General features: G+C 75.4%; 12 protein-coding genes. 5 read left to right on the plus strand and 7 right to left on the minus strand.

Going from position 1 to position 11324, the window contains the following annotated elements:
• Positions 1-330 precede the first annotated feature (330 nt).
• Positions 331-870, plus strand: coding sequence for a DUF6226 family protein (locus ABKW28_RS21805; RefSeq protein ID WP_348613248.1), 540 nt, complete (start codon positions 331-333; stop codon positions 868-870).
• 75 nt (positions 871-945) lie between these two features.
• Here the strand turns inward: ABKW28_RS21805 and idi are convergent, their stop codons facing one another.
• From idi to ABKW28_RS21835, 6 genes are read right to left on the minus strand one after another with little or no spacing between them, the layout of a single operon-like run.
• Complete coding sequence (idi, locus tag ABKW28_RS21810; RefSeq protein ID WP_348613250.1) at positions 946-1539, minus strand: isopentenyl-diphosphate Delta-isomerase; 594 nt, start codon at positions 1537-1539, stop codon at positions 946-948.
• Positions 1536-2558, minus strand: a complete 1023-nt coding sequence (locus tag ABKW28_RS21815; protein WP_348613252.1) for an NAD(P)/FAD-dependent oxidoreductase — start codon at positions 2556-2558, stop codon at positions 1536-1538. Before ABKW28_RS21815 ends, idi begins: the two co-directional genes overlap by 4 nt.
• Positions 2551-3111 (minus strand): isoprenylcysteine carboxylmethyltransferase family protein, encoded by a 561-nt coding sequence (locus tag ABKW28_RS21820; protein WP_193667381.1) that lies wholly within the window; start codon positions 3109-3111, stop codon positions 2551-2553. The genes ABKW28_RS21815 and ABKW28_RS21820 overlap by 8 nt, the downstream gene beginning before the upstream one ends.
• Positions 3108-4172: a 3-oxoacyl-[acyl-carrier-protein] synthase III C-terminal domain-containing protein gene (locus ABKW28_RS21825; protein WP_348613254.1), complete on the minus strand. Its 1065-nt coding sequence runs from the start codon at positions 4170-4172 to the stop codon at positions 3108-3110. The genes ABKW28_RS21820 and ABKW28_RS21825 overlap by 4 nt, the downstream gene beginning before the upstream one ends.
• A 35-nt stretch (positions 4173-4207) precedes the next feature.
• Positions 4208-5404, minus strand: a complete 1197-nt coding sequence (locus ABKW28_RS21830; RefSeq protein ID WP_348613256.1) for an NAD(P)/FAD-dependent oxidoreductase — start codon at positions 5402-5404, stop codon at positions 4208-4210.
• Entirely contained in the window at positions 5401-6186 is a 786-nt protein-coding gene (locus tag ABKW28_RS21835; protein ID WP_348613258.1) for a UbiA family prenyltransferase, read from the minus strand. Before ABKW28_RS21835 ends, ABKW28_RS21830 begins: the two co-directional genes overlap by 4 nt.
• Positions 6187-6293: 107 nt before the next feature.
• On the opposite strand from ABKW28_RS21835, the gene ABKW28_RS21840 reads away from it, so the two are divergent.
• From ABKW28_RS21840 to era, 4 genes are read left to right on the plus strand one after another with little or no spacing between them, the layout of a single operon-like run.
• Positions 6294-7649 carry an FAD-binding oxidoreductase gene (locus ABKW28_RS21840; protein ID WP_348613260.1) on the plus strand — a complete coding sequence of 452 codons (1356 nt, stop codon included), beginning with the start codon at positions 6294-6296 and terminating at the stop codon, positions 7647-7649.
• Complete coding sequence (locus tag ABKW28_RS21845) at positions 7646-8917, plus strand: class I SAM-dependent methyltransferase (RefSeq protein WP_348613262.1); 1272 nt, start codon at positions 7646-7648, stop codon at positions 8915-8917. Before ABKW28_RS21840 ends, ABKW28_RS21845 begins: the two co-directional genes overlap by 4 nt.
• A 13-nt stretch (positions 8918-8930) precedes the next feature.
• The gene (locus ABKW28_RS21850; RefSeq protein ID WP_348613264.1) at positions 8931-9704 is read left to right on the plus strand and encodes a siderophore-interacting protein; all 774 of its coding nucleotides are present in this window, start codon (positions 8931-8933) and stop codon (positions 9702-9704) included.
• Positions 9701-10627 (plus strand): GTPase Era, encoded by a 927-nt coding sequence (era, locus tag ABKW28_RS21855; protein WP_193667376.1) that lies wholly within the window; start codon positions 9701-9703, stop codon positions 10625-10627. The genes ABKW28_RS21850 and era overlap by 4 nt, the downstream gene beginning before the upstream one ends.
• Here the strand turns inward: era and ABKW28_RS21860 are convergent.
• Positions 10624-11244 carry a septum formation family protein gene (locus tag ABKW28_RS21860; RefSeq protein WP_348613267.1) on the minus strand — a complete coding sequence of 207 codons (621 nt, stop codon included), beginning with the start codon at positions 11242-11244 and terminating at the stop codon, positions 10624-10626. The two genes, era and ABKW28_RS21860, sit on opposite strands and share 4 nt — an antisense overlap.
• Positions 11245-11324: the final 80 nt, after the last annotated feature.

Genomic DNA, 11324 nt, shown 5'->3' on the forward strand with positions numbered 1-11324 from the left:
AGCCAGAAACCTAGACAGAGAACGGCGTGCGCCACATCAGGCCACGCTCAGCGACCCACGGAAGGGTCACAAGAGCCGCAAATCTTGCCCCGACCCGGCCTGAACTTCGCCTCGAGCCGGCCTGAACTTCCTCTCGAGCCGGCCCGGGCAAACCCGGTGACCCCGGCCGCAGCGGCGCTCTAGGCTGCCGCGCATGGACGAGACACGGCTGCTGCAGGAGGTCGAGGCACACTTCGCGGTGACGGCGGCCAGCACGCCGGCCTGGGCCAGTCCGCACCCCGACCGGGAGCCGCTCGACGAGAAGTACTCGCGGGTCTCCGACCCGGCCAAGTGGCGCATCGAGGGTGCTCGGGCCATGGCCTGGACCCTCGCCCTCACCGAGCTCGGCGTGTCCTCGCGCGAGGGGGTCGGCCCCGAGCGACATCGCGGTCCCGGGCCGACGGGGCTGGCTGGCGGGTGGTCCCGCGAGCGGCCGGGGCGTTGCCGCTGCGCGTCGTCGGCGATGCGTCGGTCGACGACCTGCTGGTCGACGTCGACCTGCGAGCCGGTGAGCCGCCGGTGGGCGTGCTGGAGACGGACTGCCACTGCGACGCCTGCGACTCCGGTTCCGCCGACCTCCTCGAGGTCCACGACCGCGCCTGGCTCGACGTGGTCGGCGGCGAGCTCGTCCACCTCGAAGCGCCGGGACGCACCGCGACCGGAGGGCGGGAGGGGTGGTCGGGCAGCTGGGACGGCAGGAGCACCGGCGAGACACGTGCGGAACAACGCGCGGAGAGCGAGGCGATCGCCCACGACCTCGACGCCGTACGACGCGGCTGCGCACCCCGCCCGCTGTGGCAGCGCGTCGTCCACGGGGCACCCTGGACGTGACTCGGTGGCCCGGCAGGCAGTTCAGGCCAACTGGGCGGGAAGTTCGGGCCGGGTCAGCGGGACATTCGGGCCGGGTCAGCCCGGGCGGGCGGCGGGTGGGAGCTCGTCGAGGGGGCGGCCGGGCGCGCTGAGCGGGTCCTCGGGCAGCGCCTCGACCTGCAGGCGGCACCAGGGGCTGACGTCGCGGCTGCCGTCGAGGACGCCGGCGCGGAAGTCGGCCCACGACTCCCAGACCACCTCCTCGACCTCGGCCGGGTCGAGGTGGGGCTCGGTGGAGGTGGTGGCCACCAGCACCGGGCACAGCTCGTGCTCGACGACGCCCTGCATCTCGGCGCGGTAGCCGAATCCGGGCAGCAGCACGCGCAGGTCGTCGAGCTCGAGGCCGAGCTCCTGCTGCACCCGCCGGCGTACGCCGTCGAGGAACGCCTCGCCGGGGGCCGGGTGGCCGCAGGCGGAGTTGGTCCACAGCCCGGGGAAGGTGCGCTTGCCCAGGGCTCGCCTGCTCAGCAGGATCCGGCCGTCGTGGTCGAAGACGTAGCAGGAGAACGCCAGGTGCAGGGGGGTGTCGGCGTGGTGCACGCCGGCCTTGTCGGCGACCCCGACCGCGTGCCCGGCCTCGTCGAGCAGCACCACCTGCTCGCGCGCGGACTGGGCCACCGGCCCGCTCATGCCGGCCTCGCGAGCTGGTTGACGGCCGCGCCGAAGACCCAGGGCACCCGGTCGGCCGCGGCCACCAGGCGCCGGCGCACCACCTGGTGCCGGGTGGCGGTGACCAGGCCCAGGGTCAGCAGCTCGTGGCGGCGCCGCAGCCGGCGCGAGGTGGCGTCGTACCCCTCGGGGGCGTCGGCGGCCACGGCCGCGACCGCCGCGGCGGCCTCGGCCAGCCCGAGCGCGATCCCCTCACCGGTGAGCGCGTCGACGTAGCCCGCGGCGTCGCCGACGAGCAGCACCCGACCGGCGACCCGGGCGCGCGCCTGCTGGCGCAGCGGCCCGGCGCCCATGACGCGGGTCCGCTCGACGCCCGCCACCCGCTCGCGCAGGCCCGCGAAGCCCTCGAGCAGCGTGGCGAACGGCGCGCGGCGCCCGCTCAGCAGCGCCAGACCGACGAGGTCGGGGGCGACCGGGGTCACGTAGGCCTCGGCGTGGGGTGCCCAGTGCACCTCGACGAAGTCGCTCCACGGCGCGACCCGCAGGTGGCAGCGCTGGCCGTAGCGCCGGGCGCTGCGCACCGGCGCATCGAGGCCGAGCAGCCGGCGCACGGGGGAGTGCAGCCCGTCCGCGGCGACCAGGTAGCGGGGTGGCCGGCCGTCGACGAGCAGGTGCGAGCCCCGGTCGACCACCGAGCGCACGGCCTCGTGCCGCACCTCGACCCCCGCGTCGGCGAGGCGGCGCGACAACCCCGCGTGCAGCGTCGTACGCCGCACGCCGCGGCCCGGCCCGGCCCGGAAGCGCGCGTCGACGCTGCGCCGCTCGTCGCGGTAGCGGATGCCGGCCAGGTCGACGCCCTCGACCTCGACGCCCAGGTCGGCCAGGCGCGCCAGCGCCCCGGGCATCAGCCCCTCGCCGCAGGCCTTGTCGACGACCCCGGCGCGGGGCTCGACCACCACCACGTCGAGCCCGGCGCGGTGGGCGTGCAGCGCGGCGGCCAGGCCCACCGGTCCGCCGCCGGCGACCACGAGGTCATGCACGGCGCGCCCCGGGCTGGAGCGGTCCCGCGGGAGCCGGCGGCAGCGTGGCCAGCGCGGCGTCCTCGACCCGCAGCCGCACCGTCAGCAGCGCCGCGTTGGCCACGGTGAAGACCAGCGCGGTGACCCACGACAGGTGCAGCAGCGGCAGCGCGGCGCCCTCGACGACGACGGCGACGTAGTTGGGGTGGGAGAAGAACCGGTAGGGCCCGCCCGTGACCGGGGGCAGCCCCGGCACGATGATGACCCGGGTGTTCCAGCGCGGCCCGAGGGCGACGATGCACCACCAGCGCAGCGCCTGGGAGGCCACCACCAGCACCAGCATCGAGGCGGCCAGCGCGAGCGGCACGTCGGGGCGCACGACGTAGGCCTCGACGAGCATCGCGACCAGCAGCCCCGAGTGCAGCACCACCATGACGGGGTAGTGGCCCCGGCCGGTCTCGACGCCGCCGCGGGCGAAGGACCAGGCCGCGTTGCGCTTGGACACGACGAGCTCGGCCAGCCGCTCGAGCGCGACCAGGGCCACGACGACGGTGAAGAAGGTCAGCGAGGTCACGGGGCGCCGCCCTCCGCGCGCAGCAGCACCAGCTCGGAGCAGAAGCCGGGGCCCATCGCCATCATCAGGCCGAAGGAGCCCGGGCGCGGCGGCTTGTCGCGCAGGGTGTCCTCGAGCACGTGCAGCACCGAGGCCGACGACAGGTTGCCGACCCGGTCGAGCGACTCCCAGGTCAGCCGGACGTCCTCGTGCTCGAGCTCGAGCGCCTCCTGCAGCGCCTCGATCACCTTGGGCCCGCCGGGGTGGCAGACCCACCACTCGACGTCGGCGCGGGTCAGGTCGTGGGAGGCCAGGAACCCGTCGACGTCCTCGCGGATGTAGCGCCCGACGATCTGGGGCACCGCGGCGTCGAGCACGATCCGCAGCCCACCGCTGGTGACGTCGAAGCCCATGGTGCGCTCGGAGTCGGGGTAGAGCCGGCTGCGGGTGTCGAGCACCCGGGCGGCGCCCGGCTCGCCGGCCTCGCCGCGGGCCACCACGGCCGCGGCACCGTCGCCGAAGAGCCCGCTGGCCACCAGGTTGGGCACCGACACGTCGTCGCGCTGCACCGTCAGCGAGCACAGCTCGACCGCGACCAGCACCGCCACCTGGCCGGGGTGGCCCACCAGGTAGTCGTGCAGCCGTGCCACGCCCGCGGCCCCCGCCACGCAGCCCAGGCCCACGATCGGCACCCGCTTCACGTCGGGGCGCATGCCGGTGGCGCTCGCGATCCGTGCGTCCAGCGAGGGGATCGCCAGCCCGGTCACCGTCGCCGAGACCACCAGGTCGACGTCGCTGGGCGTCAGGTCGGCCGCCTTGAGCGCCTCCTCGACCGCGCGCGAGCCGAGCGCGACCGCCTCGGTGATGAAGTGGTCGTTGGCCTCGGTGAAGCCGCCGAGCTCGCCGTACGCCGCCAGCGGCAGCGCGAGGTGGCGCTGGCTGACCCCGGCGTTGCGGTGGAAGCGGCGCAGCACCCGCTCGTCGAGCCGGCCCTGGGCGATCACGTCGGCGAAGGCGGCCGTGATCTCGTCCTGGGTGTGCGTGTGCTCGGGCAGCGTGCCGCGGACAGCGAGGATCTGCATGGTGGGTCCCCAGTCAGGTGGTGGTCAGGTGGTGGTCAGGTGGTGGTCGTGGTGCCGGTCGGGTGCGGTGCAGGAGACGTGGGGCGGGCCAGGTGGGCCAGCAGACCGACACCCAGGCGCGGGCCGATGCGGCCGCCGCCCAGGCCGATCTCCACGAGGTCGTCGAAGACGCGCTGGTCGCGGGCCGCGGCGCCGATGCCGGCGTCGACGACCCGGGGGTGCCGCGAGAGCCGGGAGGCGGCCCAGGTGTGGCGCAGGTGGCGCCCGAGCAGCGCCCGCACCTCCCGCCCGTACGCCGCCCCCGCGGCCCCCGGCTCGTCCGCGGCCAGGGCGCGGGCCGCGGCCCGACCGGCCAGCGCGCCGGTGGCGACCGCGTAGTAGATGCCCTCGCCGGTCATCGGGTTGACCAGCCCGGCCGCGTCGCCGGCGAGCAGCACCGGGCCGTCGGGGTGGCGCCAGCCCGGTCCTGAGAGCGGCAGGTGGTGCCCGCGCCAGGCTGTGCCGCCCTCGGTCGCGCCGGGCAGCAGCTCCTCGAGCTGCTCGAGCAGCAGGGCGCGGGTGGGCGGGTCGGTGCCACCGACCAGCTCGCCGTACCCGACGTTGGCCAGTCCGTCGCCGCGGTCGAAGGACCAGGCGTAGGAGGGCTGGCGGTGCTCGCCGTAGCGGATCACCTGCAGGCCCCGGCGCCCTCGCGGGGTGGGCGCGTAGCCGCGCAGGGCCATGGCCCGGGGAGCGGTCGGGCCCAGCCCGGCCCCGGTGCGCACCACGGAGTGCGCCCCGTCGGCGCCGACGACGACCCCCGCGCGCAGGTGGTCGACCTCGACCGCAGCCGGGCCGGCGGATCCGGCGGACCCGGTTCGCACCTCGCGCACCCGGTGTCGCAGCAGCTCGGCGCCGCGCTCGACGGCCCGCTCGGCGAGGCGGGCGTCGAAGACCTCGCGCGGGATGACGTGCACCTCGCGGCGCATCCGGCCCGCGACCTCGCGCGAGCCGCGGGAGAGCGTGAGGTGGCGCAACGGACGCCAGCCCTCGACGACGTCGGCGGCGCCCAGCGGCCGCAGCACGTCGAGGACGTGCGGGGCGATCCCGTCGCCGCAGCACTTGTCGCGGGGGAGCTCGGCACGCTCGACGAGCAGCACCCGCAGGTCGGGGGAGTGCGCCAGGGCCGCCAGGGCGGCGGCCGAGCCCGCGGGCCCGGCGCCGACGACCACCAGGTCGTGGGCGGCGCTCATCCGGCCACCACCAGCAGGGCGACGTCGACCAGGGCGATGCCGACCGCGGCCCGGAAGGAGTCGCGGCCCCGTCGCACCAGCGCCAGCCCGGCCAGCGCCACGACGAGCACGGCCCCGACCGCCAGCGCCCAGCCGGGCAGGCCCGGGGCGCCGAGCGCGATCACCGCGCTGGCCGCCACCAGCACCGCCACCGCCGCCACCGGCAGCAGCCGCGGGCCGAGCCGGTGCGGCAGCCCGCGCACCCCGGTGGCCGCGTCGTCACCGAGGTCGGGCAGCACGTTGGCCAGGTGCGCGCCGACACCCAGCAGGGCGCCGGCCGCGACTCCCCACGCCGGCGGACTGCCGGGCCCGGCGAGCCACACGACGCCCGGCAGCGCGCCGAAGGCCACGGCGTAGGGCAGCCACGACAGCGCCGTCGCCTTGAGCCCCAGGTTGTAGGCCCAGCCGGCGGCAACCAGCAGCAGGTGGAGCAGCCCCGCCGCGGGACCGAGCGCCAGCGAGAGCGCCACCGTGGCCACCAGCGCCGCGGCGCAGCACCCACGCACGAGGCGCTCCGAGAGCTCCCCGGTGGCCAGCGGCTTGTCGGTGCGGCCGACCGCGCGGTCGCGGCGTACGTCGACGAGGTCGTTGCTCCAGCCGATGGTGAGCTGGCCGGTCAGCACCGCGGCCACCACGAGCGCGGCGCGCGGGCCGTCGAGGCCCACCGGCAGGGTCAGCAGGCCCGCGAGCGCGGTCACGGCCAGGGTCGGGCCCAGGTGGGCCGACCCGAGCAGGGCGCTCATGCCTCGCCACGTCACGGGCCCTGTCTACCGTGCCCCGGGTCACGCTGCCCCACCCGCACGGCCGAGCCGTGCGGCACGGCGGCTGCGGCAGGAGTAACTTGGAGGGGGTGGGGAGCATCGGCTGGGACGAGCACGAGCGGGCCGTGGCACGGCTGCGGGCGTCGTACGACGCGATCCCGGACGGCGCGCCCGTCCGGCTGGCCAAGCGCACCTCGAACCTCTTCCGGCCCCGGGCCGCGACCACCGGCCCCGGCCTCGACGTCAGCGGGCTGTCGAGCGTCATCGAGGTCGACCCCGCCGCCGGCACCGCCGAGGTGCAGGGCATGTGCACCTACGAGGACCTCGTGGCGGCCACGCTGGCGCACTCGCTGGTGCCGCTGGTGGTGCCGCAGCTGCGCACGATCACCCTCGGCGGCGCCGTGACCGGCCTGGGCGTGGAGTCGACGAGCTTCCGCAGCGGGCTGCCGCACGAGTCGGTGCTCGAGATGGACGTGCTGACCGGCGCCGGCGAGGTCGTCACCACCCGCCCCGGGGACGCGCTCTTCGACACCTTCCCCAACTCCTACGGCTCGCTGGGCTACGCGACCCGGCTGCGCATCGAGCTCGAGCCGGTGCCGGGCCGGGTCGCGCTGCGCCACGTGCGGTTCGACGACCCGGCCCGTCTGGTCGAGGCGATCGCGCAGGTCACCGCGACGCGGGAGTGGGACGGCGCCCGGGTCGACGGCCTCGACGGGGTCGCCTTCGAGCCCGGCGAGCTGTACCTGAGCCTGGCCACCTGGACCGACGACCCCGGCCCGACCAGCGACTACACGGGGCAGCAGGTCTACTACCGCTCGATCAGGGAGCGTGGCGCCGACCTGCTCACCATGGAGGACTACCTCTGGCGCTGGGACACCGACTGGTTCTGGTGCTCGGCCGCCTTCGGGGCCCAGCACCCGCTGGTGCGCCGCGTGTGGCCGCGGCGCTGGCGCCGCTCCGACGTCTACCACCGCCTCGTCGGGCTCGACGCCCGGCTCGGGCTCGTCGACCGGCTCGACCGGCGCGCGGGCCGCCCGCAGCGCGAGCGGGTGGTCCAGGACGTCGAGGTGCCGCTGGCGCGGCTGCCCGAGTTCCTGGCCTGGTTCGACGAGCACGTGGGGATGCGCCCGGTGTGGCTGTGCCCCCTGGTGGCCCACCGCGACTGGCCGACCTACCCGCTGGCCCCGCACGAGGTCTACGTCAACGTCGGCTTCTGGGGCACCGTCCACGTCGGTCCCGACGCGCCCGACGGGCCGACCAACCGGGCCATCGAGGAGCAGGTGCACGCCCTGGGCGGGCACAAGTCGCTCTACTCCGAGGCCTTCTACGACCGCGAGACCTTCGACCGGCTCTACCGCGGCGACCGCCTGGGCGCCGTCAAGAGCCTCCACGACCCCGACGACCGGCTCACCTCGCTCTACGACAAGGCGGTGCGACGACAATGACCTCCACGATCCCCATCGGTGACGCGGTGGCCTCCCTGATGCGTGAGGGGATGCCCGTGCGGTTCGAGGCGTACGACGGCTCCGTCGCGGGCCCGGCCGACGCCGACATCACCCTGCGGCTGCTCGACCGGCGCGGCCTGGCCTACCTGCTCACCGCGCCCGGCGACCTGGGCATGGCCCGGGCCTACGTCAGCGGCGACCTGCAGATCGAGGGCGTGCACCCCGGCGACCCCTACGACGCGATGACGCTGCTGCAGAGCAGGCTGCGCTTCCGCACCCCCGGGATCGGCGAGGCCGTGACCCTGCTGCGCGGCCTCGGGCTGGCCAACCTCAAGCCCCCGCCGCCGCCGCCGCAGGAGCACCTGCCGCGCTGGCGGCGCGTCGTCGAGGGGGTGCGGCACTCGCTCGACCGCGACGCCGAGGTGATCTCGCACCACTACGACGTCTCCAACGCCTTCTACCGCCACGTGCTGGGCCCCTCCATGGCCTACACCTGCGCGGTCTACCCCGACGCCGGCGCCACCCTGGAGGAGGCCCAGGCCGAGAAGTTCGACCTGGTCTGCCGCAAGCTCGACCTGCGGCCCGGGATGCGCCTGCTGGACCTCGGCTGCGGCTGGGGCGGGATGGTGCGGCACGCGGCGCAGCACTACGGGGTGCACGCGCTGGGCGTGACCCTGAGCCGCGAGCAGGCGTCGTACGCGCGCGAGGCGATCGAGGCCGACGGCCTCGGGCACCTCGCCGAGGTCCGCCACAGCGACTACCGCGCGGTGCGCGAGACCGGCTTCGACGCGATCAGCTCGATCGGGCTGATGGAGCACGTGGGGGTCAAGAACTACCCGGCGTACTTCGGGTTCGTGCGCGAGCACCTGCGCGAGGGCGGGCGGCTGCTCAACCACTGCATCACCCGCCCCGACAACGCCCCGCGCGAGACCGGTGCCTTCATCGACCGCTACGTCTTCCCCGACGGCGAGCTCACGGGCTCGGGCACGATCATCACCCACGCCCAGGACGCCGGGCTCGAGGTGGTGCACGAGGAGAACCTGCGCCGCCACTACGCGATGACCCTGCGCGACTGGTGCGCCAACCTGGTCGAGCACTGGGATGAGTGCGTGGCCGAGGTCGGCGAGGGCACCGCGCGCGTGTGGGGGCTCTACATGGCCGGGTCGCGGCTGGGCTTCGAGCGCAACGAGATCCAGCTGCACCAGGTGCTGGCCGTGCACACCGGCCCCGACGGCGACGACGGATTGCCGCTGCGTCCCTCGTGGTGAGTAGCCTCGGCGGGTGAGCACGCGAGCGATGACCTTCGAGGCCCAGGTGCTGGGCCGCGAACGGATCACCGACCACCTGCTGCGCCTGCGGCTCGGCGGCGACGGCCTGAGCGGCTTCGCCAGCACCGGGGTGCCCGACGAGTGGGTCGGCCTCGTGGTGCCCGGGCAGTTCCAGAGCCGCTACTACACGGTGCGCTCCTTCGCCGGCGGCGAGCTGGTGCTCGACGTGGTCGTCCACGACGTCGGCCTGGTCACCGAGTGGGCCCAGCTGCCCGACGTGGTCGGCCAGCGGGTCGTGGTCACCGAGCCGAAGGGCTCCTTCACGCTTCCCGACGGCGCGCGCTGGCTGATGCTCGTCGGCGACCTGACCGCGATGCCCGCCATGGCGCGCATCAGCGAGGAGGTCGACCTGCCGACGCGGGTGTGGGCCGAGGTGCCCGAGCGGGTGCCCGGCTACCTGCCCGAGGGCGGCGACGTGACCTGGCTGGCCCAGCCCGGCGACGGGCAGTCGTCGCTGGCCGAGGTGGTCGGCGACCTGGTCTGGCCCGAGGGCGAGGGCTACTTCTGGATGGCGGGGGAGTCGGCGCAGATGCGGGCGATCCGCAAGCACCTGATGCGCGAGCGCCGGCTGCCCAGCACGGCGTACGACGTCATGGGCTACTGGCGCGGCGGGGCGCAGCGCCAGCCCAGGGCGGTCGACCCGGGGCCCATCTGGCGCGCCGGCAAGGCCGCCGGCAAGTCCGACGAGGAGATCTGGGCCGACTACGACGCAGCGAGGGAACAATGAGCAGCACACCGGAGCACAGGAGCGGGTTCGCCTCGTTCGTCGGGCGCCCGAACGCCGGCAAGTCCACCCTGACCAACGCACTGGTCGGCTCGAAGGTGGTCATCACCTCCTCGAAGCCGCAGACCACGCGCACCGTGGTGCGCGGCATCGTGCACCGCCCCGACGCCCAGCTGATCCTGGTCGACACCCCGGGTCTGCACCGCCCCCGCACCCTGCTCGGCGAACGGCTCAACGACCTGGTCAAGACCACGCTGGCCGAGGTCGACGTGGTCGCGGTCTGCTTCCCGGCCAACGAGAAGGTCGGGCCCGGCGACCGCTTCATCGTCTCGGAGATGGCCAAGATCAAGCGCACCACCAAGGTCGCCATCGCCACCAAGACCGACCTGGCCACCCCCGAGCAGATCGGCCAGCACCTGCTCGACATCCAGGCCCTCGGCGCCGACCTCGGCATCGAGTGGGCCGAGATCGTGCCCGTCTCGGCGCAGGCCGGTGACCAGGTCTCGCTGCTCGAGGACCTCCTCGTGGGGCTGCTGCCCGAGGGCCCCCAGCTCTACCCCGACGGCGAGCTGAGCGACGCCCCCGAGGAGGCGATCGTCGCCGAGCTGGTGCGCGAGGCGGCGCTCGAGGGCGTGCGCGACGAGCTGCCGCACTCCATCGCCGTCGTCGTCGACGAGATGGGCCTGCGCGAGGGCCGCGACGAGGACAAGCCGCTGCTCGACATCTATGCCGTCGTCTACGTCGAGCGCGACTCCCAGAAGGGGATCATGATCGGCAAGAAGGGCTCGCGGCTGCGCAAGGTCGGCACCGACGCCCGGGTCCAGATCGAGGCGCTGCTGGGCACCCCCGTCTACCTCGACCTGCGCGTCAAGATCGCCAAGGACTGGCAGCGCGACCCCCGCCAGCTGCGCAAGCTCGGCTTCTAGCCACCCGCCCCACCCCGCCGACCCGGCGCAAACTTCGCACCCAGTCGGCCCGAACCGGCCGCCCACTGCTCGGCATCGGGCCACTCGTAGCCCCAGCTGAAGTCGAGGGGGTCCTCGGCGGCCTCGCGGCCGGCCGCCTCGCAGGGCTCCTGGCCGCGGGCGCGGGCGGCGTCCTCGCCGGGGTAGTCCTGGGAGCCCTGCCCAGCGGCGAGGTCGACGACCTGCACGGCTCGCCACGTGTGGTCGGTCGAGCACAGCACCCGGGTGAAGTCGGGGGTGCCGGGCTCGGCGGTGCCGCACATCCCGTAGCGCTCCCGCCCGGCCTCGGTGCCGAGCACTCCTCGCATGGGGGGCGTGAGCTCGGCCAGGCGCTCGGCGCCGGCCAGGGCCACCACGTCGCAGCGGTACCACGACGCGCCCCCGTCGGCCTCCTCGAGGCTGGGGGTGAACCACACGCTGCGCAGCATGCTCAGCCGCAGCGCGTCGGGCCCGCCGCCGAGGAAGTCGCCCAGCGCGGCCGGGCAGCGCTCGGCGACCCCGGCCTGCACCGCCTCCGAGTCCACGGCCAGCAGGTGCCCGTCGACCACGGTGTCGAGGGGCCCGGCGTCGAAGGTCACGGCCGTGGGGGGGGGGGGGGGGGGGGGGGGGGGGGGGGGGGGGGGGGGGGGGGGGGGGGGGGGGGGGGGGGGGGGGGGGG

The sequence above is a fragment of the Nocardioides sp. 31GB23 genome (assembly GCF_040012395.1).
Classification (GTDB): Bacteria; Actinomycetota; Actinomycetes; order Propionibacteriales; family Nocardioidaceae; genus Nocardioides; species Nocardioides salarius.

Bases quoted from the DNA above. Each gene is read 5' to 3' on its own strand.
- ABKW28_RS21830 (WP_348613256.1), bottom strand. From the start codon at position 5,404: ATGAGCGCCGCCCACGACCTGGTGGTCGTCGGCGCCGGGCCCGCGGGC.
- idi (WP_348613250.1), bottom strand. From the start codon at position 1,539: ATGAGCGGGCCGGTGGCCCAGTCCGCGCGCGAGCAGGTGGTGCTGCTC.
- ABKW28_RS21825 (WP_348613254.1), bottom strand. From the start codon at position 4,172: ATGCAGATCCTCGCTGTCCGCGGCACGCTGCCCGAGCACACGCACACC.
- era (WP_193667376.1), top strand. From the start codon at position 9,701: ATGAGCAGCACACCGGAGCACAGGAGCGGGTTCGCCTCGTTCGTCGGG.
- ABKW28_RS21845 (WP_348613262.1), top strand. From the start codon at position 7,646: ATGACCTCCACGATCCCCATCGGTGACGCGGTGGCCTCCCTGATGCGT.
- ABKW28_RS21835 (WP_348613258.1), bottom strand. From the start codon at position 6,186: ATGAGCGCCCTGCTCGGGTCGGCCCACCTGGGCCCGACCCTGGCCGTG.